This window comes from Arthrobacter sp. NA-172 (genome assembly GCF_043952055.1).
GTDB lineage: Bacteria > Actinomycetota > Actinomycetes > Actinomycetales > Micrococcaceae > Arthrobacter.
Genome location: NZ_JBINOT010000001.1, coordinates 119,607 through 139,592 on the forward strand (window position 1 = coordinate 119,607; position 19,986 = coordinate 139,592).

Annotated in this window: 16 protein-coding genes and 4 pseudogenes; 12 read left to right on the plus strand and 8 right to left on the minus strand. The window is 62.8% G+C overall.

The genetic code is table 11. The features are described from left to right. The first annotated feature begins 47 nt into the window (after positions 1-47). Positions 48-1,611: pseudogene (gene rfaE2 / locus ACF0H6_RS00585) on the plus strand (D-glycero-beta-D-manno-heptose 1-phosphate adenylyltransferase). A 68-nt stretch (positions 1,612-1,679) separates the two neighbouring features. Beyond that, a pseudogene (locus tag ACF0H6_RS00590) lies at positions 1,680-2,295 on the plus strand (carbonic anhydrase). A 55-nt stretch (positions 2,296-2,350) separates the two neighbouring features. Here the strand turns inward: ACF0H6_RS00590 and fliG are convergent. After that, complete coding sequence (gene fliG, locus ACF0H6_RS00595) at positions 2,351-3,382, minus strand: flagellar motor switch protein FliG (RefSeq protein WP_395248030.1); 1,032 nt, start codon at positions 3,380-3,382, stop codon at positions 2,351-2,353. A gap of 560 nt (positions 3,383-3,942) precedes the next feature. Between fliG and ACF0H6_RS00600 the strand changes: the two genes are divergently transcribed. The 6 genes from ACF0H6_RS00600 to ACF0H6_RS00625 all read left to right on the plus strand — a co-directional run bounded on the left by ACF0H6_RS00600 (position 3,943) and on the right by ACF0H6_RS00625 (position 8,803). Next, complete coding sequence (locus tag ACF0H6_RS00600) at positions 3,943-4,164, plus strand: hypothetical protein (RefSeq protein WP_395248031.1); 222 nt, start codon at positions 3,943-3,945, stop codon at positions 4,162-4,164. A gap of 180 nt (positions 4,165-4,344) precedes the next feature. Beyond that, positions 4,345-5,817, plus strand: coding sequence for an EAL domain-containing protein (locus ACF0H6_RS00605; RefSeq protein WP_395248032.1), 1,473 nt, complete (start codon positions 4,345-4,347; stop codon positions 5,815-5,817). A gap of 364 nt (positions 5,818-6,181) precedes the next feature. Beyond that, entirely contained in the window at positions 6,182-7,069 is an 888-nt protein-coding gene (locus tag ACF0H6_RS00610; protein ID WP_395248033.1) for a helix-turn-helix domain-containing protein, read from the plus strand. A 38-nt stretch (positions 7,070-7,107) separates the two neighbouring features. Beyond that, on the plus strand, positions 7,108-8,010 hold the full coding sequence (locus ACF0H6_RS00615; protein ID WP_395248034.1) for an amidohydrolase family protein: 903 nt from the start codon (positions 7,108-7,110) through the stop codon (positions 8,008-8,010). A gap of 141 nt (positions 8,011-8,151) precedes the next feature. Beyond that, a complete protein-coding gene (locus tag ACF0H6_RS00620) occupies positions 8,152-8,343 on the plus strand; it encodes a hypothetical protein (RefSeq protein WP_395248035.1) in 192 nt (63 codons plus the stop codon). Continuing rightward, the gene (locus ACF0H6_RS00625; protein ID WP_395248036.1) at positions 8,327-8,803 is read left to right on the plus strand and encodes a DUF1345 domain-containing protein; all 477 of its coding nucleotides are present in this window, start codon (positions 8,327-8,329) and stop codon (positions 8,801-8,803) included. The genes ACF0H6_RS00620 and ACF0H6_RS00625 overlap by 17 nt, the downstream gene beginning before the upstream one ends. Before the next feature lie 115 nt (positions 8,804-8,918). Here ACF0H6_RS00625 and trxA read toward each other — a convergent pair whose 3' ends face one another. From trxA to dnaK, 6 genes and pseudogenes are all read right to left on the minus strand, one after another. Then, on the minus strand, positions 8,919-9,347 hold the full coding sequence (gene trxA / locus ACF0H6_RS00630) for a thioredoxin (RefSeq protein ID WP_395248037.1): 429 nt from the start codon (positions 9,345-9,347) through the stop codon (positions 8,919-8,921). Further along, a pseudogene (gene clpB, locus ACF0H6_RS00635) lies at positions 9,344-11,980 on the minus strand (ATP-dependent chaperone ClpB). The gene trxA and the pseudogene clpB overlap by 4 nt, the downstream one beginning before the upstream one ends. Next, on the minus strand, positions 11,977-12,291 hold the full coding sequence (locus tag ACF0H6_RS00640) for a chaperone modulator CbpM (RefSeq protein WP_395248038.1): 315 nt from the start codon (positions 12,289-12,291) through the stop codon (positions 11,977-11,979). Before ACF0H6_RS00640 ends, clpB begins: the two are co-directional and overlap by 4 nt. Then, positions 12,288-13,232 (minus strand): DnaJ C-terminal domain-containing protein, encoded by a 945-nt coding sequence (locus ACF0H6_RS00645; RefSeq protein WP_395248039.1) that lies wholly within the window; start codon positions 13,230-13,232, stop codon positions 12,288-12,290. Before ACF0H6_RS00645 ends, ACF0H6_RS00640 begins: the two co-directional genes overlap by 4 nt. After that, a pseudogene (locus tag ACF0H6_RS00650) lies at positions 13,225-13,686 on the minus strand (nucleotide exchange factor GrpE); the annotation flags it as partial. The pseudogene ACF0H6_RS00650 and the gene ACF0H6_RS00645, both read right to left, overlap by 8 nt. A gap of 93 nt (positions 13,687-13,779) precedes the next feature. Next, positions 13,780-15,678 carry a molecular chaperone DnaK gene (dnaK, locus tag ACF0H6_RS00655; RefSeq protein ID WP_395248040.1) on the minus strand — a complete coding sequence of 633 codons (1,899 nt, stop codon included), beginning with the start codon at positions 15,676-15,678 and terminating at the stop codon, positions 13,780-13,782. Between the two features lie 331 nt (positions 15,679-16,009). On the opposite strand from dnaK, the gene ACF0H6_RS00660 reads away from it, so the two are divergent. The 4 genes from ACF0H6_RS00660 (at position 16,010) to ACF0H6_RS00675 (ending at position 19,622) form a co-directional block, all read left to right on the plus strand. Continuing rightward, complete coding sequence (locus ACF0H6_RS00660) at positions 16,010-17,104, plus strand: S1C family serine protease (RefSeq protein ID WP_395248041.1); 1,095 nt, start codon at positions 16,010-16,012, stop codon at positions 17,102-17,104. A gap of 66 nt (positions 17,105-17,170) precedes the next feature. Continuing rightward, a complete protein-coding gene (locus ACF0H6_RS00665) occupies positions 17,171-17,743 on the plus strand; it encodes an HdeD family acid-resistance protein (protein WP_395248042.1) in 573 nt (190 codons plus the stop codon). A gap of 411 nt (positions 17,744-18,154) precedes the next feature. Continuing rightward, a complete protein-coding gene (locus ACF0H6_RS00670; protein ID WP_395248043.1) occupies positions 18,155-19,450 on the plus strand; it encodes a PucR family transcriptional regulator in 1,296 nt (431 codons plus the stop codon). Further along, positions 19,347-19,622 (plus strand): PucR family transcriptional regulator, encoded by a 276-nt coding sequence (locus tag ACF0H6_RS00675; protein ID WP_395248044.1) that lies wholly within the window; start codon positions 19,347-19,349, stop codon positions 19,620-19,622. Before ACF0H6_RS00670 ends, ACF0H6_RS00675 begins: the two co-directional genes overlap by 104 nt. 58 nt (positions 19,623-19,680) lie before the next feature. On the opposite strand, the gene ACF0H6_RS00680 is transcribed toward ACF0H6_RS00675, so the two are convergent. Then, the gene (locus tag ACF0H6_RS00680) at positions 19,681-19,809 is read right to left on the minus strand and encodes a hypothetical protein (RefSeq protein ID WP_395249842.1); all 129 of its coding nucleotides are present in this window, start codon (positions 19,807-19,809) and stop codon (positions 19,681-19,683) included. Positions 19,810-19,986: the final 177 nt, after the last annotated feature.

The following is a 19,986-nucleotide window of genomic DNA, read 5'->3' on the forward strand; positions in this document are numbered from 1 at the left end:
TACCTGAGGGGGACAGGAACATTGCCACCCCGAGCGGAAGGTACCCCATGGCACGCCTCTCCAATCAAGAAGGCCTGGCCAATCAAGAAAGCCTCGCCAACCAAGAAGGCCTTGCCGAATGGCTGCCGCGCCGCTTGGCCGAGGAACAGCCCCTCGTGACAGTCATCGGCGACGCGATCCTGGATGGTTGGTGGGATGGGCTGATCGAGCGGCTTTGCCGTGAAGCCCCGGCCCCCGTGGTGCAAGTACAGCGCCGCGATTTCGCTCCCGGCGGTGCAGCGAATACAGCCATGAACCTGGTTGCGCTCGGCGCCCGCGTCCGGTTCGTCTCCCTCGTCGGAGAAGACACCGCCGGGCGGGAGCTCCTTGGCCGGCTCGCGTCCGCCCGGGTGGATGTGGAGAACGTGGTGTCCGATTCGGGGATGGCCACTCCCACCAAAATCCGGGTGAGTAGTGCGGGCCAGATCATGCTCCGGCTGGACGAAGCGGATCCCCCGATTCCCGCCGCCGGTCTGCAGGAGCTCGCGGACGCGATCCCGGGCGCACTTAAGGGATCACATGCCGTGGTTCTGTGCGACTACGGGATCGGGACGTTGTCCGGACCGGTGCGGTCCAGCATTTTCGAAGCCCTTGGCCGGCAGCCGAGTTCGCTCGCGACGCGGGATCTCCTGGTCGTGGTCGATGCCCATCACCCGGAAACCTGGGCCGAACTCGGTCCTGACCTCGCGACGCCGAACGCCAAAGAAGCAGCAGGCATGCTCGGGACCGAGCTGCCCGGCGGCGCGGCCCGAAGCCCGTTCGTAGAGGCACACGCGGAACAGCTTCTTCGCGCCTCCGGTGCGGCCGCCGTCGTCGTGACCCTCGACCGGGAGGGAACCCTGACGCTTGGTCCGGGCAGCCCCGCCCACCGCACGTGGGCCACGCCCGAAAAGGAGAAGCAGGCTTCAGGCGCTGGCGATACCTTTGTCGCGGCACTTACGCTGGCGCGTGCTGCAGGCTTGCCGCTGACGACCAGTGTGGACCTCGCACAGGCGGCGGCCGACGTCGTGGTCCACCGGCCCGGAACCTCCGTGTGCACCACCGTGGAACTGTCGCGGCACCTCGGCGCGTTCGCGGACACGGCCCTGACCGCCGACGAACTGGCCAAACAGGTGGAAGAGTACCGGAAGGAAGGCCGGAGGATCGTCCTGACGAACGGCTGCTTCGACGTCCTGCACCGAGGCCACACCCGTTACCTCAACCAGGGCAAAGCAACTGGGCGACGTGCTGATCGTGGCGCTGAACAGCGATTCCTCAGTACGCCAACTCAAGGGACGGGACCGGCCGGTGAACAACCAGACGGACCGGGCGGCCGTGATCGCGGCGCTTAGCTGCGTGGACCAAGTGACTGTTTTCGACACCCCCACCCCCATTCCGCTGATCGAGCTTCTGGAACCCGATGTATATGCCAAGGGCGGTGACTACGCTCCGGAAATGCTCGCTGAAACCGAGGCAGTAGAGCGCTACGGCGGTACCGTGGCAATTTTGGATTATGTCCCGGACCATTCAACCAGCGCGGTGCTGGATCGCATCCGCTCTACGGGGCCAGCCCCCGATCATGAGCCGGATTGATGGTTCTCTGGGTTTCCGGCCGCCGAGCCAGTCCATGCAGGCGTGGGCGGCGCAGTAAAGTAAGTAGGGTGACTAATACGATCAGCCCGTCCGAAGCATGGCATCGCCTGCTTGAAGGCAATGCGCGTTTCGTCTCCGGAGGCGCACTTCACCCGAACCAAGGTGCGTCGCGCCGCAGCGAATTGGTGAACACCCAAAACCCCTTCGCAGTCATCTTCGGATGTTCGGACTCCCGTTTGGCCGCCGAGATCATCTTCGACCTCGGCCTCGGAGACGCCTTCGTCGTCCGAACTGCCGGGCATGTGCTCGATGACGCCGTCCTGGGCTCTCTCGAGTACAGTGTCTCAGTCCTCCACGTACCGCTGATCGTCGTCTTGGGCCACGACAACTGCGGCGCCGTCACCGCCACCAAAAATGCGGTGGAAACCGGACAGATGCCTCCTCGCTTCATCCGCGACCCTGGTCGAACGCATCACCCCGTCGGTGCTGGCTTCCCTGCGCGAGGACAAGACCGAGCTTAACGACATGGTCGTCGAACACGCCAAGCAGACCGTCGCGCGGCTTCTGGAGAGCTCACAGGTCATCTCCGCCGCCGTGAATGATTCCTCCACCGCCGTGATCGGGGTCGCGTACCGGCTCGAAGAAGGCCGTGCGCAGCTCGTCTCCGAATCCGCCCTGATCTAAGGAAGGGGCCGGCACGGCACCGCTGATCACAGAGCTTAGGAATATGCCGGTGGAGTTAGTCGATGTAGTCCTCGTCGTCTGCGCGTCGTATGACCATGGTTCCGTTCGAGGTTTCCTGGCGAATGGAGCGCACGATCTGTGCCCGGGCCTCTTCGACTTGCGAGGCTCGCACGGGCCCGGAATTGGACATTTCGAATTCCAGGATTTCTCTATTCCGATCGGAGATATTGTTTCGGACGGCTTCAAGGACGACGGCCGCGGCACCTTTGAGGGCGGTCGCCAGCAACTCCGGGCTGACGCTGCGCAGGATCTGCTGGAGATCGCGCCGTTCAAGCCTGACGATGTCCTTGAATGTCAGCATTTGGGCGCGGACCTCGCTGGCGAGGTCGGAATCAAGGATGTCCAGCCCGTCTAGGACCGTGCGCTCGGTCCGGGTATCGGAGCGGGTGATGATGTCGACAAGTGGTTGAATGCCGCCGACATTTTCGGTGGACTTCCCTGGTGTCACCACCGAACCGGCGCGCTGTTTGAGGACTTCGGCTACGATGGACACGACTTCGGGTGCCACGGGCCCCATCGTGGCGATGCAGTGCGCCACTTCGCTGGCTTGCCTGTCGTCTAGGCCGGCCAGGACGGCAGAGGCCTTGCTGGGCCGCAGGTGCGCGAGGATCAATGCCATGGTTTGCGCTAGCTCCCCGTCAACCAACGCCAATATTTGTTCCGGGGACATGGGTTCGAGGAAGTCGAACGATTTCCCTGCCATGGTCGAGGCAAGACGGTCCATTAGGCCTGCGGCCTTGTCGGCGCCGAAGGATGCTTCCAGGAGCCCGGCAGCGAAGTCGCGTCCACCTCGTGCCGTGCGTCGGCCGCTGGCGACATGTTCATGGAACTCGTCGATCACTGTGCTCGCCACGGAGGAAGAGACTCTGCGGAGCCGCACGATTTCTGCGGCGATTTCCTCGGCCTCGGATTCGGAAAACTGTGCAAACAGGGAAGCGGCGCTGGTGGGACTCATCTGCATGAGAACCACAGCAACTTTTTGCGTTCCGCTCAAGGCCGGGACTGCTGGGGCGACATCAGTATTCACCTGAGCCGCCCGCTCAGCAGAGGGGCGCGGTCTGGCCTGCAATCCCCGGAAGAGCAAATCGCAACGAGTACCACTTCAGTTCCAATCTTTCATGTTTAGGTGCCGAAGAGCCGGTCGGGGTAGGTCTGGCGTTCGTCCCACTATTCAAGCTCAGGATTCGGTTTTGGCTGATCAGTCCCGCTCAATTCGCTCCTTTATGCACGAATTGGTCAACTTATCGCCTAAGTCTGCACGGAATGGATCTCTCGGCCGCTTCACCGAATGTAGCCGGCCGTAGGATTTGCTACGAAGCTGAACTTCAGAGCCTCCGAGAGATGGAATTCGGAATCGTTGCACTTCCTCGGGTTCACTCGGAATCCGATCTATAGGTGCTCTGAATGCAGGCTCGACCCACACCGATCGTTTGGTCTCATCGGCCGCAGGCGGGCAGCACTGTCCTGGCTGTGGAGAGACCCTCGAAGCCATGCAGATTTGTTGAAGCCCAACTTGGGTGCCGGATCCAGTCGAGAGAGCAGTACGTCGACCGGATCCCAAGAACCACAGAGAGTAGGAATGGCAGAGTGATCACGACGACCGAGACCGGGCGTACTTATCGCGTCACGGGAGACCAGGTACGTATCGTAAACGCGGACCTGAACGCGGCCGTCGAATTAGCCCAACAAGACGCCATTGGAGAGGGCACGCACGGTGTCCTCGTCACTCGGCATGGGCCCGCTTGCTTCACCGTGGCTGTCAGCTCAGATGTGCCATACGGAATCACCCACGAACGCGAGCACGCTTGACGTCTGTCTTCACCGAGAACTGGCGGTCGCAGAGGATAACAATGGAATCGGCCGGACGGTGGTGCCAGCAGGCGCCTGGAGCACGGAAGTGACGCGGGGCATGGTGCCCGGGAGGCCGGCAGCGCCCCAGTACGAGACTCTTTGTCCGAATCAGGAATCAACTTCGGAAGGAGCGCTGACATGTGGTCATCAGTCGGCCGCGGAGCGGGCCCGGACGGTGCGTTGATGCGGAAGTTAAACGGCTCAGGGGAAAAGTCTGCCCGCGGGCGTCCGAAGAGGGTACCCCGGGCTTCAGCGGATGGCGTCAAACGCGGTCTGTTCTCTCCGGCCGGTTTGTGGCTGCTCGTTGTCGTGTGCGCCGATGCTGCGTTCGCTCTGTCCATTCGGCTGCCTTTGGTGTTCGGCCATGAGCCGTGGGCGGCCTTCGACGGACCGGTAGTTGTCCCCGCTCTTGGGGCAGTACTGCTGGTTCCCGTGGTCCTGCACGCTGCTTGGCGTCTTCTGAGGCAACAACGTGATGAACGGGCGCGGGCCTCCGATGCCGCCCAGCTCATGGATACGGTCCTAAGCGCAACCCGTGAATGGCTGTGGGCCGTAGGAGCCAACGGCCGCTTCACGTTCTCCAGCCCGGCGAGCCGTGAGCTGTTCGGCTACGAACCGTCCGAGCTGCTTGGCCGTCCCTGGAGCCTGGTGGTCGACGTGAATGATCTGACAGATGCACGGAAGCGCGGCCCGGAGGCGGGGCAGGCAGGGTTCGTGGTCCCGGCCCGTCACCGGGATGGCAGCCGGGTCGCGGTTGAAGTATCCGGACGGCCCCGGCTCGACGATGCCGGTCAAGAGTCGGGCTTCGTGGGAACAGGCCGCGCCGCACGCATCGTTGCCGCTGATGAAGTCAGGGCCCGCGTCGAAGGTGTACTCACCGAGCGGACCTTGACGACGGCGTTCCAGCCGATCCGTTGCCTCGGCACGGGCGCCGTCATAGGGGCCGAAGCCCTCGCGCGTTTTGTCACTTCACCCGTAAGATCGCCGGAGACGTGGTTCGCCGACGCGGCCTCCGTCGGGCGTGGGCCAGATCTCGAGTTCCTGGCGATGGAAACTGCGCTCCTCGCCGCGGCCCAGCTCCCGGCCGAACTTTACATCGCCGTCAACCTTTCACCCGCTGCGTGCCTCGACTCCCGGCTAGGCGAGATCCTGCGCCGCTGCGGCGTGCCTGCAGGACGCGTTGTGGTGGAGGTGACCGAACGCTCGGCTGTCGCTGACTACGAACCACTCGCCGCAGCGCTGGCGCGCCTTCGACACTCCGGGCTGCGCGTCGCCGTCGACGATGCGGGCGCCGGCTTTGCCTCCATGCGCCACATCCTTCAACTCAGGCCCGAGCTGATCAAACTTGACCGGACCATCATCGCCGGTATCGACGCCGAGCCCGGCCAGAGGGCCCTGGGCATGGCCATGGTCAGTTTTGCAACAGGAATCGGCGCCACCTTGATCGCCGAAGGAATCGAGACGGACACAGAACTCAGCACAGTCACCGAGCTCGGCATGAACGTTGGCCAAGGCTATCTCCTCGGCAGGCCCTCCATCCGGGCCGAAGACTGGGCCCAGTGGCATAACTGGTCGCCCGGCGATGGCCGGGCCAACGTCCAGGGCACCTAGATCCTGGAAGACGGCGTGATGACGTACCTTCCGGCTACGCTTGCGCAGACTCCGCTACGGTTCGCCTTCCAAGCTGTATGGCTCCAGGAAGCAAGGGCTCTCTGTGTCGAGCACTTAGACTATGTTCCGTATAATTTAGATGACTCTTTTTGTCGCGTATATATACGGCACATTGAATCGCTTTACATCCGGCCGAAAGGTCTCAAATCCCATGGAATTCTCGCTTCCCGCCAGCGGCGACGCTCCGGATGCGTTACGGCATGACCAGACCACACGCTACAGTGTTCCCCCCGGGCTGAGCCCCGAGGAAAAATTCGAACACTGGCGTACCTGGTACGGCAGCGCCATCGACACTCCCGTACGGTTGGAAAAGATCGAGAAACTAGTACGGCCGAGTTTCAATCCGACCGCTTTAAGCCTGGACGGTCCTGGGTTCAGCCTTGTCGACGTCACGAATGAACCCGTTACTTGCTACTGGAACGGCGATACGTCTGCCGGGGACTGGCTGGTGTATTTCCGAAGTTCGTGTCCTGAGTTCAGTTTCTCGGGATGTTCCGAAGAAATTTCTGCTGGCACCGTCCGGTTTCTTGATCTTTCTTCCGCCGGCAACTTCCATGCGCCGGCCGGGTTAAGCGCGGTGCGGCTCCAACTGGATCGGTGCCTGCTGGGTCTGGACGATAGGACAGTGAAACGGTTGCAGGGATTGGCCGACATCAGGGAAAACCCTCTGGTGCGCGGGTTGATTCTTCCGGCGCTGTCCGGCTGGCAGCGGACAGGAATAGGCCAGGAGGCGGCGCGGCTCCAGCCGGTCTTCCGGTCCATGATGACGGCCCTGGTCAGCTCGCTGCTCGAAGCCCCCGCCGAACCCGGTGACCTGAAACTGGCCCGCCTCGTGGCGATCAAGAAGTTCATACGCAAGAACTACCGGAACCCGACCCTTGGCGTGGACGAGGTTGTGGCCTACTCGTTTCTTTCACGCCGTGCCCTTTACTACCTCTTCGAAGAAGAGGAGTTCCAAGTCAACGGATACATCCGCGCGCTGAGGACGCTGGAGGCCCTCGAGCTCCTCACCAACGCAAACCCGTGGAAACGCTCCCTGGCGGACATAGCGAACGCCAGCGGATTCACAAGCCTGCCGGCCATGCGGCGCGCTGTCAGAGAGTTCACCGGTAGCTCTCTTAGAGATGTGCAGGAGAACCCGGAAGTACTACGAATTAGAGCAGCTGAACTCAGAAAGTTGATCGGGCTGTAAATACGTGCTGATGAGATGTGGAACGTAGGAGGTTCGTCTTGGCCATAGCACCTGTACCGCGTTCAGACGCCGAGGTACGCCCGTACCTCGACTCGCTGGGCTTGCCGGGGATTATTGATCTGCACGTGCATTTCATGCCTTTCCAAGTGCTGGAGAAGGTGTGGGCGTTCTTTGACCGCGTTGCGGACAGCGGGGCGCCGCCTTGGCCCATCAGCTACCGGGACTCGGAAGAGGAGCGGGTGCGCACGCTGCGAGACATGGGAGTGAAGGCATTCACCACGCTGAACTATGCGCACCGCCCCGGCATGGCGCAGTGGCTCAACGACTACTCAACAGCATTCGCCTCGACCCATGCTGACGCCATCCACTCTGCCACTTTCTACCCAGAGCCGGGTGTGGAAGCCATCGTCGCGCACAGCTTGCAACAAGGCGCTCGAATTTTCAAGGTACACATTCAGGTCGGAGGATTCTCACCTTTGGACCCTCAGCTTGCACCTGCTTGGGAGCTCATCGAGGACTCCGGTACACCGGTCGTTATCCACTGCGGCAATGGTCCGCACCCCGGAGAGTTCACCGGATCCGAACCCATCCGCGAACTCATCAAAAGGTACCCCTCGTTGGTGCTCATCATCGCGCACGCAGGCCTGCCGGAGTACCAGGAGTACGCCGAGCTCGCAGCAAACAATCCTCACGTCTACCTCGACACCACCATGGTCGGCACCTCCTACATGGAACAGGTCGCCCCGATTCCGCCCGGATACCAGGACACCCTTGCCGGACTGTCGCACAAAGTCGTCTTCGGCACGGATTTCCCTTCGATTCCTTACTCCTACAGCCACCAGATTCAGGTGCTCGAAGGCTGGGGACTCGGAAGCCAATGGATGAAAAATGTCCTCTGGCACACCCCGCAGACACTCCTAAGGCTGGGCCGGCTGAGCTAACGTCCCTGCTGCCTGTTACGACGGGGGAGTCCTGTCCAGAAAATCCCTGGTCTTTCCAAGCACCGCTGAGTGAATTGCGCGATAGTGGAGGCATGAGAAGGGTTATCGAGTCTGCCTGAGGGATTCGGAGACGCACAGGTCGTGAGCACCCATAGGTTCAGCTCCCCCGTCACCAGCACCCGGGTTCGGCTGGTGATCATGGCAGCCGGAGGGCTGGCCGTGGCCGTTGCCGTGGGGATTCTGGGCTCCTGGGCCTACGCCCCGGCGATCGGGTGGGCGGCCGCGTCGCTGATCTCACCTGGTTGGGGTGTGGTCCGTGATTGGGCGCCTTGATGCGTCGGAGACCTCTGCCCACGCACTCCGCGAGGATCCCGGCCGGTTCGCCTCCGACATTCTCGTCCTGGCGGCCACGATGGGCAGCTTCGGCGGCGTCGCACTCATCCTGCTGGATGCAGGTTCCGCGGCGGGGGGAACGAAAGCGCTCATCATTGGCGTTGCCCTGGGCAGCGTCGCCCTCTCTGGCTTCCTGGCCCACACCCTTTTCACGCTCCGCTACGCCACCCTTTACTACCGGGCAAATGATGGTGTGGACTTCAACAAGGAAAGTCCGCCCAGGTACGCCGACTTCGCGTACCTGGCCTTCACCATCGGCATGACATTTCAGGTCTCCGACACTAACCTGACCACGGACTCCATACGGTATGCCGCACTGCGCCAGTCCCTGCTGTCCTACGTGCTGGGAGCCATCGTGCTATCCACGGCGATCAATCTCGTCGCGGGTCTCGTCCACTGAAGGTCCGGCTTCGAGTCGCCGGAGCCGGTTGCCATGCCTGAGGCAGCCAAGGAACGAAATCAGATCCGCGCTGACAGCAGGCTGCTACAACCCGCCGTCGTCCGCTGTTCTTGAGCTACTTCGTCAGTGCACCCTCCAACCAGGACCTCAGCACCGGCGCGGGAGCTGCGCCGGCCTGCCTTGCGACGATCTTGCCGTCGACGATCACCATCAACGTTGGCACTGCCTGAATGCCGAATCTGGCGGAAAGCTGCGGCGAGTGGTCCACGTCGACCTTCACAAGTTTGACCTGCCCGGCGCGTTCGTGCGCCAACTGGTCCAGCACGGGGCTCACCATCCGGCAAGGTCCGCACCACACCGCCCAAAAGTCCACCAGTACGGGAACGCCGGACCGTTCGGCGACCTCGCCGAAGTCGTCGTCGCCCGCTTCAACCACCCAGGGAAGCTCCCGGTGGCAACTCCCGCAGCGTGGCCGGCCGTCGGCGGCGACCGGAACGCGGTTGGATTTGCCGCAATGGGGACATTTGATGATGGCCTTCTTCATGCCGTTCCGGCCCCCTCCAGCTCCATCGTGCTGTAGTCAACCACTAGTTCCCCTCCTGCCGCGGTCACCGTGACCACTCCGCCCTCGGCGATGCTGCCACGCAGCAAGGCGCGGCCCACCTGCGTTTCCACTACATGGGAAATATAGCGGCGCAGGGGCCGGGCTCCGTAGATCGGATCGAACCCGCGTTCGGCTATCAGAAGGCGCGCCTCCTCAGTCAGGTGCAGCTCTATCTGCTGGTCGGCCAGCCGCTGCCGCAGCTGCTGGAACTGTAGATCAACGATGCGTTCGATTTGCGGCAGTCCCAGGGCGCGAACAGGACCGTATCGTCCACGCGGTTCAGGAACTCCGGGCGGAAATGCGCCCGGAGTTCACCCATCACCATGCCGCGCGCCTCCTCGGTGATCGCCCCGCCTTCGGCTGAACCCTCCAGAAGATACTGGGAGCCGATATTGGAGGTCATGATGATGACGGTGTTGCGGAAATCGACGGTCCGGCCCTGCGAGTCTGTAATCCGTCCGTCGTCGAGCACCTGAAGGAAGGTGTTGAAAATATCTGGATGGGCCTTTTCCACCTCATCGAACAGCACCACCGAATAAGGCTTCCTGCGCACCGCTTCCGTGAGCTGACCGCCTTCGTCGTAACCGATGTAGCCAGGAGGCGCCCCCAGCAGGCGGCTCACGGTGTGGCGCTCCTGGTAACTCACTCATGTCCAGCCGGATCATTGCGTTCTCGCTGTCGAAGAGCGCCGCGGCGAGAGCCTTTGCAAGCTCGGTTTTCCCGACGCCGGTCGGACCGAGGAAGATGAAGGACCCGATGGGCCGGCGGGGATCCCGGATACCGGAGCGGGCGCGGATGATGGCGTCTGACACCGCGCTAATCGCTTCTTCCTGCCCCACAACGCGGGCGCGCAGAATTTCATCCAAGTGCAGGACTTTTTCACGTTCGCCCTGCTTCAGCCTTGCAACTGGTATGCCTGTCCAGGCCGCGACGATGTCGGCGATCTCGTCTTCTGTTACCACCTCGCGAAGCAAGCGTTTTTCACCCTGTTTAGCGGTCAGCCGTTCCTCCTCGGCGGCCAGCCGCCGTTCGAGGTCGGCAAGTTTGCCGTAGCGTAGCTCCGCCGCCCGGTTGAGGTCGTAGTTCCGCTCGGCTTCCTCAGCCTCCTGCCGCACCCGCTCCAGTTCACTGCGGATATCCTGCAGCTTGTGGATAGCCTGGCGCTCGGCTTCCCATTGGGCCCTCTTCGCGTCTGCCTCGCCGCGCAGGTCCGCTAATTCACGCTTCAGCTCCTCGAGCCGGGTCTTGCTGGCGGGATCGGTCTCCTTGGAGAGTGCCGCCTCTTCTATTTCGAGCCGCGTGACCTTTCGGGTGAGTTCATCCAGTTCCGCCGGCATCGAATCAATTTCCGTCCGCAGCCGGGCGCACGCCTCATCCACAAGGTCAATGGCCTTGTCCGGAAGGAACCGGTCAGTGATATACCGGTGGGACAGGGTGGCTGCGGCCACCAGGGCGCTATCCTGGATCCGCACGCCGTGGAACACCTCCAGCCGTTCCCGCAGCCCGCGGAGGATGGATATGGCGTCCTCTACGTCGGGTTCCTCAACCAGGACCGGCTGGAAGCGGCGTTCCAGGGCGGCGTCCGACTCGATGTGTTTACGGTATTCGTCGAGAGTGGTCGCCCCGATCATGTGCAGCTCCCCGCGGGCCAGCATTGGCTTCAGCATGTTTCCGGCGTCCATCGACCCCTCTGACGCGCCTGCCCCGACGACAGTGTGCAGCTCGTCGACGAAGAGCAGGATCCTGCCTTCTGCCGCCAGAACCTCGGCCAGCACCGCCTTCAGCCGCTCCTCGAACTCGCCGCGGTACTTGGCACCGGCCACGAGGGCGCTCAAGTCAAGCGAGAAGATGGTCTTGTTCTTCAGCCCTTCCGGCACATCCTGCCGGACGATCCGCTGGGCCAGTCCCTCCACAATGGCGGTCTTGCCGACTCCAGGCTCCCCGATGAGCACCGGATTGTTCTTGGTCTTTCGGGAAAGTATCTGGACGACCCGCCGGATTTCCGCGTCCCGGCCGATGACCGGGTCCAGCTTTCCGGTGCGGGCGTCCGCCACTAGATCGCGGCCATACTTCTCCAGCGCCTCGTAGGTCTGCTCTGGTGTTGCAGAGGTGACGCGCTGATTTCCGCGTACTTGGGTCAGGGCCGACAAGAATCCCTCGCGGGTGACCCGGTGGTCTGCCAGCACTCTTCCGGCCGAAGTGGACCGTCCTTCCTCCGCCAAGGCAACCAGCAGGTGCTCCACCGAGACATACTCGTCTTTCAGCCGTTTGGATTCACGTTCGGCGGTGTCCAAGAGTGCGCCCAGCCTACGGCTCACATAAACCTGGCCCGGTGCCGCTCCAGGGCCCGTGACCTTTGGCTTGCGCCTCAGCTCGGCTTCAACGGCAGCCCTCAGCTCATCCACATCTACCTGCATGCCCACGAGCAGGCGCGGGACAAGGCCATTTTCTTGCTCCAGCAGGGCCAGCAACAGGTGTTCGCCGTCGGTCTCGGTGTGCCCGTTGCGTTGGGCTATCCGCTGGGCCTCCGCCAAGGCCTCCTGCGACTTTTGCGTCAAACTCTCCATGTTCATCGTGAAGCAGTCCCTTCCACCTGCGTGATTTCAACCAATCGTCGTTCAAGCGAGTCGACCCGCACCAACAGATCGAGTACCAACGGGATTGCCGCGTAGTTCAGCGACAGCTCCGAATGGAGTCTCATGACGCGCGCTATGAGTTCCGGGGCGCGCGGGCTGAACCAGGGTCCGCCCGGGGCATCGCCCAGTGGCCGAATCAAATCCAGAGCTACGAACCGCATAACGACGTCGGGGTGGACGCCGCTGCTGCGGGCCACCGCCTCGAGATCCAGGCGCCACGGGTAGGCCAACGCATACACTTCGCTCATCGCTCCTCCCTCGGATTGAAGTCGGAGACGCTGCTGATTTTCTCGTACAGTTTGCGCTCCTCTTTGCTAAGGCTCGGGGGCACCATGATCTTGATCTCCGCATATAGGTTCCCCGGTAATCCCCGCGGGTTTGGCATGCCCTGCCCTCGCAGCCGCAGCCTGCGGCCGCTGGAGGAGCTGCCGGGCACGGTGATTGTCACCGTCCCGGCTGGAGCCTGGGTCTTGATCTTGGCCCCGAGTGCGGCCTCCGAGGGCGTCACCGGAAGGTCGAAGTAGATGTCCCGGCCCTTGAGGCGGTACCTGGAGTCGGGCTGGATCCGCACGGTCAGTAGGAGGTCGCCCTGTGGGCCCCCTTCCCGGCCCGCCCCGCCTTCGCCGGCCAGGCGGATACGCTGCCCATCCAGCACACCGGCGGGCACGTCGACGTCATAATTACTGGTCGCGCCGTCGGGCTGAGCCAGCCTTACGGTGCGCCTTCCGCCACGGACAGCCTCCTCCAGGGTCAGCCATAGCTCGGCTTCGTGGTCCGCACCCTGGGCCTGGCCCCCTGCCTGTTGCCGGAACCAGCCACCGAGCAGATCTTCCCAATCGTCGTCGCCTCCCAAATCGACTTCGACGTTGCCATACCCGCCGCGTCCCGGGCGTGCGCCCGGCCGGGGACCGGGCCGCGGGCCGGCGGAACTCCAACGCCCGCCCCCCGGGCCGGCGCCGCTGCCGGCGTAATGTCGAAAGTCGGATCCAAAGCGGTCATAGCGGGCCCTGGTTTCGGGATCCGACAAGGTGTTATACGCCTCTCCGATCTCCTTGAACTTGTCGGCGGCATCCGGCTCGCGGTTGACGTCCGGATGGTATTTTCTTGCCAGCTTTCGATAGGCGCGCTGGATTTCGTCGGGCTTCGCTGTGCGCTGGACGCCGAGAACCGAGTAGTGATCCTTAGCCACGGTCCGGGGTCACCGCCCGGCTCACCACAACGGAGGCTGGTCTGAGAGTGTTGTCCGGGCCACCGTAGCCAGGACGCAGGACGCTCACCAGGGTCCCCGGGGGAACGTCGTCAGTTTCCACCACACTGACAACCTCGTGGATCCGTGGATCGAAGGGGACGTTCTCGGCGTCGATGCGGGGGTAGCCCAGGCGCGCCAGGGTATCTATGGCCTGTTTCCGGATTGACGCTATGCCCTCCACGAGGGGGTCCTGCGCACCCGCCGGGGCGTGGGCCAGGGCCAGTTCCAGATTGTCCAAGATCGGTAACCATGCCAAGGAAACCGCAGCCCGCTCCTGGGCCCGCTGCTGCGCACTATCCCGGACGGCGCGCTTTCGCAGGTTGTCGTTGTCGGCCAACGCGCGACGCCACTGGTCCTCCATTTTGGCCAGTGCGTCCGCGTGTGCCGCCGCTTGGGTTTCCTTTTCGTCGGGTGCGACGGCCGCTCCCTGGTCACTTCCTGGATGGGCCTGTCCAGCGGGCCCTACCCTGGTCGCTCATCGCCGTTCCTAGCCACGATCGAATTCTGCATCGACGATGTCATCGTCATCTACAGCGTTGGAGGCTCCTGACTGAGATGCGGCTCCCTGGCCTGCCCCTGCAGTGGCCGAGGAGGCGGCCAGTGAAGTGAGTGCCGCCTGCAGTTGCTGAAGTTCCGAGATGAGTTCCCTCGCGGTGGCGACCTCCGCCTGATTGCTGACGGCGTCGCGCGCCTGGCTAACCAGCAGTTCTGCCCGGGCCCTGTCATGGGCCGGGACCGCGTCCCCGAGTTCGCCCACTGTCCGCTCGACACGGTAGGCCACGGCATCAACTTCGTTGAGCGTGTCGATCCGCTCGCGGTTCTGCAGGTCCTCGTTCCTGTGAGCCTCGGCCTCGGAAATCATGCGTTCGACTTCCTTGGTGTCAAGGTTTGAGCCTTCACTGATGGTGATGCCCTGCTCCTTGCCCGTGTCCTTGTCGCGCGCAGTGACGTTCAGGATGCCGTTGGCGTCGACGTCGAAGGTGACCTCCACCTGCGGCTCGCCGCGTGGTGCCGGACGGATATCGCCCAGTTGGAAGCGTCCCAGCACCCGGTTGTCCGCAGCCAGTTCACGCTCGCCCTGCAGGACCACCACGTCGACGGCGGGCTGGTTGTCCTCCGCTGTGGAGAAGACTTCACTCCGACGGGCGGGGATGGTCGTGTTGCGTTCGATGATCTTGGTCATGACGCCGCCACGGGTCTCGACACCCAGCGAAAGTGGTACGACATCGAGCAGGAGGACGTCGGACACCTCGCCCTTGAGCACGCCGGCTTGGATCGCAGCACCGATTGCCACCACTTCGTCCGGATTGACGCTCATATTCGGCTCTTTAACGCCGGTCAGCCGCCGCACGAGGGTCTGTACCGCAGGAATGCGGGTGGATCCGCCCACCAGAATCACTTCGTCGATGTCATTGGCGGTGACTTTGGCGTCCGTCATTGCCTGCTTCACCGGCCCCATGGTGCGCTCGACGAGGTCGTGCGTGAGGTCCTCGAAGACTGACCGCCGGATGCTGCTGGTCAGGTGCTTGGGGCCCGTTGCATCGGCCGTAACAAAGGGAAGATTCACCTGCGTCTGGGTGACGGAACTGAGCTCAACCTTGGCCTTCTCGGCCGCCTCGAACAGGCGTTGCAACGCTTGGGGGTCGTTGCGGAGGTCGATTCCGTTCTCCTTGTGAAATTCATCGGCCAGGTAGTCGACAAGACGGCGGTCAAAATCGTCGCCGCCCAAGTGCGAGTCGCCCGCGGTCGAGCGGACCTCCACCACCCCGTCGCCGACATCCAGCAGGCTCACGTCGAAGGTTCCGCCGCCCAGGCCGAACACCAGCACAGTCTCATGCTCACGCTTGTCAATCCCGTAGGCCAAGGCCGCTGCGGTGGGTTCGTTGATGATGCGCAGGACTTCCAGCCCGGCAATCTTGCCCGCGTCCTTGGTCGCGGTGCGCTGTGCGTCGTTAAAGTACGCGGGAACCGTAATCACGGCCTCCGTCACTTTTTCGCCCAGCTGCTTCGCGGCGTCGTCCACTAGCTTGCGGAGAACCAGCGCACTCACCTCTTCGGGTGCGACTTTCTTACCCTGAACCTGAAAACGCGCCACACCGTTGTCGTCCGCTACGACGTCGAAACTCACGGCCTTGGCCTCATCCGTGATCTCGTCATAGTGTCGCCCGATAAACCGCTTGGCTGACGTGATGGTTCCCTTGGGGTTGAGAATCGCCTGCCGTCGGGCCAGTTGCCCCACAAGCCGTTCCCCGCTGTCCGTGTACGCCACAACTGATGGAGTGGTCCGGGCTCCTTCCGCGTTGGGTATAACGCGGGCTTCCCCGCCTTCCCACACGGCGATTACCGAGTTGGTTGTTCCGAGATCAATTCCTACTGCTTTGGCCATGACTCACTCCGGTCCTAGAGGGCGCGACCGGTCCTGTGGCGACGTCCGCCCGAGGTTGTACCGCATGACTTACACCCTGTCCTGCCGGGCCATGAGGCTCAAAGGGCTTTGGCATGGGTCTTATAGGGTCGAGTCTGCCCTTGGACGGGAGTGACGGCATGGCCCCATAGGGTCCAACATGCTCGTGTGAATTGACCTATCAGGTTGATCTGGCGGATTCAAATTTGGGCGGTTCTTAGTCGTCCCGGGGCCATGCGGACACGACGGCGGCGGAGGAGACTCAGCCTGTTACTTGTTTCCTTAGACAGTCAGAGAAAGCACCGGGAATCCAATGAGTACGAGCAGAACAGCGGCCGCCGGGGGAACGGCCTCGCTCGCGGCGCCGGGACGCGGGAGGGCTTGGGCCACCGTCCTCGGAGCAGGGTTACTCATATTCGGGGCGGCATGTACAGGGTCGCCTCCGGCTCCGGCGTCACAATCCGCCGGCGCTGACGGTTCCAAGTCCACGGGTGACCTTTCGGCCGTTCCTGGGATCGTCAGGGAAGTCGAGCCCTCTGTGGTCACGATCCAGACATCCGGCGGCATCGGCAGTGGGGTGGTTTACCGCAGTGACGGCACCATCGTCACGGATGCCCACGTGGTGGAGGACCAGCAAAAGAAGCCGTCTGGGAGCGTCGGGATCCATTTCGCGGACGGCTCTCAGGCGTCGGCCACCGTCGTCGGTGTTGACGACCCGACTGATGTGGCAGTGCTGAAGGCTGACCGGGGCAACCTTCCGGCCGCCAAGTTCTCGACGGCGCTTCCCGAAGTTGGGCAGCTCGCGGTTGTTATTGGCAGTCCGCTCGGGCTGGAGCAGACCGTCACGGCCGGCATCATCTCGGCACTTCACCGTAATATGCCGCCGTCCGGGGGATCGCCCCAAGGGCTTATCGACCTTATCCAGACAGACGCGCCCATCTCCCCGGGGAATTCCGGCGGAGCCGTGGTCAACAGCGGCTCGGAGATTGTCGGGCTCTCAGAAGCGTATCTGCCACCCAGCACGGGCGCCGTGTCGATCGGGTTCGTGACCCCGGCGGCAACAGTCACCGACGTAGCGGACCAGATACTGAAGAGCGGAGTGGCCACGCATCCGGTCCTTGGAATTATTCCGGCCGACATCACTACCGAAGTCGCAAGTCGCTTTGGCCTCCCCACCACGTCGGGCGCGCTGGTCATCGAGGCTGCCCAGGGCGGACCGGCAGCCCAAGCGGGACTGGAGCCAGGAGACATCATCACCAAATTCGACGGGCAGAAGATCGCCACGGTGACCGACCTCCTTGCCGCTATTCGCAAGAAGGAGCCGGGCCAGCAGGCCGACGTCGAGCTCCACCGAGGGCAAGACACAAAGTCAGTGAAAGTGACATTGGGCAGCACTGCAACCCGTTAAACCGGTTTGCGTGGGCCAGATAAACAAGATTACGAATGAACCAATTCCAGAAACAGAGGTCTGGGCATGTCCGACCCAATTGCACAACAATTGTTTAAGGGATCAGGAACTGCATTGATTATCCGGGGCGTCGCGGCCGTTCTTTTCGGCATTTTGGTCGTCCTCTGGCCCGGTGTCTCTGTGCTCGCCCTGGTGATCCTCTTCGGGATCTACGCTCTCTTTGACGGCGCCACAAACTTCGTGCACTACATCACGGGCAAGAGGCGCCGGTCCGTATGGCAACTCGTGGGCGGCATAATCTCGGTGCTCGCGGGTCTCGCCGCGTTCGCCTGGCCAGGAATCACTGCCCTCTCACTCACCCTTGTCATCGGCCTGTGGGCTGTTGTTCTGGGTGCCTCCCAGTTGGCGCTGGCCTTTGAAGTCAAAAGGACGGGGGCGCCATGGTGGCTCTGGCTGATCACAGGTATCGCCACTACGCTTTTCGGCCTCTTCCTTGTCATTCTTCCTGGCCCGGGCATACTCAGTCTGCTGGGGCTGCTCTCGTCCTTCGCAATTGTTTTCGGAGTGCTTCTCATCGCCTCCGGCGTTGGATTGCGCAGGCTGGGCGAAAGCCCTCATACACGTCTCTCGATGGGTTAAACAGGCCGCCAAATGGGGGAGGGCTACTCATCCACGTTCCCGGACGGCCACTGAGCATCCAGTACCGATGGCAATCCGCAGGGTCATGACAAGAGGCCTTAACAACGGCCATATACGGGCGTAGTTTGAGGTGGTGTTGGAAAGCCGATTTCGGCCTTGCCGCATCGGCCGCAGGGTTGGCCGGGTCACCAAGAGGTAACTCACCGGTATTCCGGCTAAGTACGGCGTTGGATAGCCCGCGTCGAACTTCATGTTCAGGACAGGATGCGGCGGGACCGAAAGTGGTCGGTTCCAGACCCCGTGATGGGTACAAACGGCTTAAGGGCAGTCCCGATCACAAAGGGCAACGGACTACGGTCTCCCACGGTTGTTTCGCGCGCAGAAGCCCCTTTGCTGCGGACAGAGGTGAGAATGACCAGGTTCGATCAACGTTTGGTAAAGGAAGCCCTCGACGCAGCGGCGCAGGCGGTGTCGGAGATGTCCTTTTGTGAGGTCAAGGACCGTTACGTTGCGGTGAATGGCGAGTCGCACCACGTCCCCGAGCGCGCGGCATTACCTCAGAATCAGGACGTCCGGCGCCTCAATGGCAGGGACTCATGCACAGGGACCCCCGTGAATGACGCAATCGCTCAGCTGCTGCGCCGTGACGACATGAACCAGCGTCTCCTGTCCCTGTCGGCGAGGGTGCTTGAGCTGGAAGAGCACGTGAGGATCCGGGATGCCTTGGACCAGTGTGCCAATCCCGAGCTAGGGGAGAGTGACTCGACGGAGGGACTCCTGGCGAAAGTCCTCTCACAGCTGACGGGGCGGTCCATCCGTATCGAGGACGCGTTCGGGCATATTAGCGCGGCGGCTGGGATCGGGTCCAGACGCCCTTATCCCAGGCTGGACGCGGCGGCCAGGTTGCGGACTGCGCAGCTCTGGCTTGCCTCCCGCTCGCCAGTGCGCGAACCGCGAAGGCTCGTTACCGTTGCCCTGTCACAAGGCGAGGTGCTGGGGGCCATTTGCATGCTGGAAACCGACAGGCCGGTCACAGCCGTCAACCTTTTCGCTTTGACGTATGCAACGCGGCTCTTGGAGGTCGAGTTATCGCACCGCCGGAGCCTGGCGCAGCTGGAACTAAGGCTGGGGCACGACCTCGTGGAAGAGCTCGTTTCCGGAATGGATAGCGCGACCGCCGGGGTTCGTACCCAGGCATTGGGATATGACATCAGTGGTCCGCAGCACGTCATCGTGGCGGAGTGGCAGCCACCAAGAACTGACGATAGCCTGGCGGTTGCGCTGCGGAGGACGTTCCTGGAACTCCGTTCATCCGCGCTCGTTTCACGGCGCTCCCAAGTGGCTGTTGCCGTGGTCCGTGGACAGCCGATGGGTGCCGAGCTCTTCGCCGTTCTCGCCAAGACCCTGCGGAGTGCCACCGGTGCTATCGGCATCGGCGGTCCAAGCCTGGATGTCGCCGACATTCCGCGATCATTCTCGGAAGCCCTGCACGCGCTGCGCATTCGGTCCGGTTCAACCGATCGCTACGGCGCCACCCGCTTTGATGAACTGGGCATCTACCGCATCTTGAAGACAGCTGGGGGCGAACCGGATCTGGCCGGCTATGTCGAAGAGTGGCTCGGTACCCTTCAAGGCGTCGACGACAATCGGGGCTCTGACCTGGCGCGAACCCTGGCCCAGTACCCTGAACCACGGCGGCAACTATGACAGTACGGCCGAGAGTCTGACCATCCATAGAAGCACTCTGCGTTACCGTTTGAAGTCCATTAGGGAGATCACTGGCTTCGACCTCGCCGATCCCGAGACCCGGCTGAACCTGCATGTCGCAACTCGCGCATGGCGCCTTCGTCCCCACGGTGCCCCTTTCGACGTCACTTAGCCAGGCCTCAACAGCCAGGCCTCAACCCGATGGATAGCTGCGGCGGGCGCGGTGCGACTCACCCTGGATTCGGCTTGTTGTGCGTCTTTCGTATTTTGCGGGCGTCGGTCCGGAGCTGAATGATCCGTGCTGCACCGGCCGCGGCGACGAGCACGCCTCCGGCGACAGCGGCGATGAACAACGCCATGCCCAGAGGGACCGTGGCCGCCAGTCCGAGGAAAAGGACGTCGACCGGTTGCTGGTTCTGCAGGATGAAGATGATCAGCAATATCAGCGCGAGCAAGCCGATGACGACTGCGGCCCAAACGACGCCGGTTGTGCTGCCCGCTAAGCCTCTCGCCGTCGGCGATTTCTTCTTCCTCCT

Coding starts and splice junctions, on each gene's coding strand:
- ACF0H6_RS00605 (WP_395248032.1), top strand. CDS start 4,345: ATGTGGTCATCAGTCGGCCGCGGAGCGGGCCCGGACGGTGCGTTGATG.
- trxA (WP_395248037.1), bottom strand. CDS start 9,347: ATGAAGAAGGCCATCATCAAATGTCCCCATTGCGGCAAATCCAACCGC.
- ACF0H6_RS00640 (WP_395248038.1), bottom strand. CDS start 12,291: ATGAGCGAAGTGTATGCGTTGGCCTACCCGTGGCGCCTGGATCTCGAG.
- dnaK (WP_395248040.1), bottom strand. CDS start 15,678: ATGGCCAAAGCAGTAGGAATTGATCTCGGAACAACCAACTCGGTAATC.
- ACF0H6_RS00660 (WP_395248041.1), top strand. CDS start 16,010: ATGAGTACGAGCAGAACAGCGGCCGCCGGGGGAACGGCCTCGCTCGCG.
- ACF0H6_RS00665 (WP_395248042.1), top strand. CDS start 17,171: ATGTCCGACCCAATTGCACAACAATTGTTTAAGGGATCAGGAACTGCA.
- ACF0H6_RS00670 (WP_395248043.1), top strand. CDS start 18,155: ATGACCAGGTTCGATCAACGTTTGGTAAAGGAAGCCCTCGACGCAGCG.
- ACF0H6_RS00675 (WP_395248044.1), top strand. CDS start 19,347: ATGTCGAAGAGTGGCTCGGTACCCTTCAAGGCGTCGACGACAATCGGG.
- ACF0H6_RS00680 (WP_395249842.1), bottom strand. CDS start 19,809: ATGGCGTTGTTCATCGCCGCTGTCGCCGGAGGCGTGCTCGTCGCCGCG.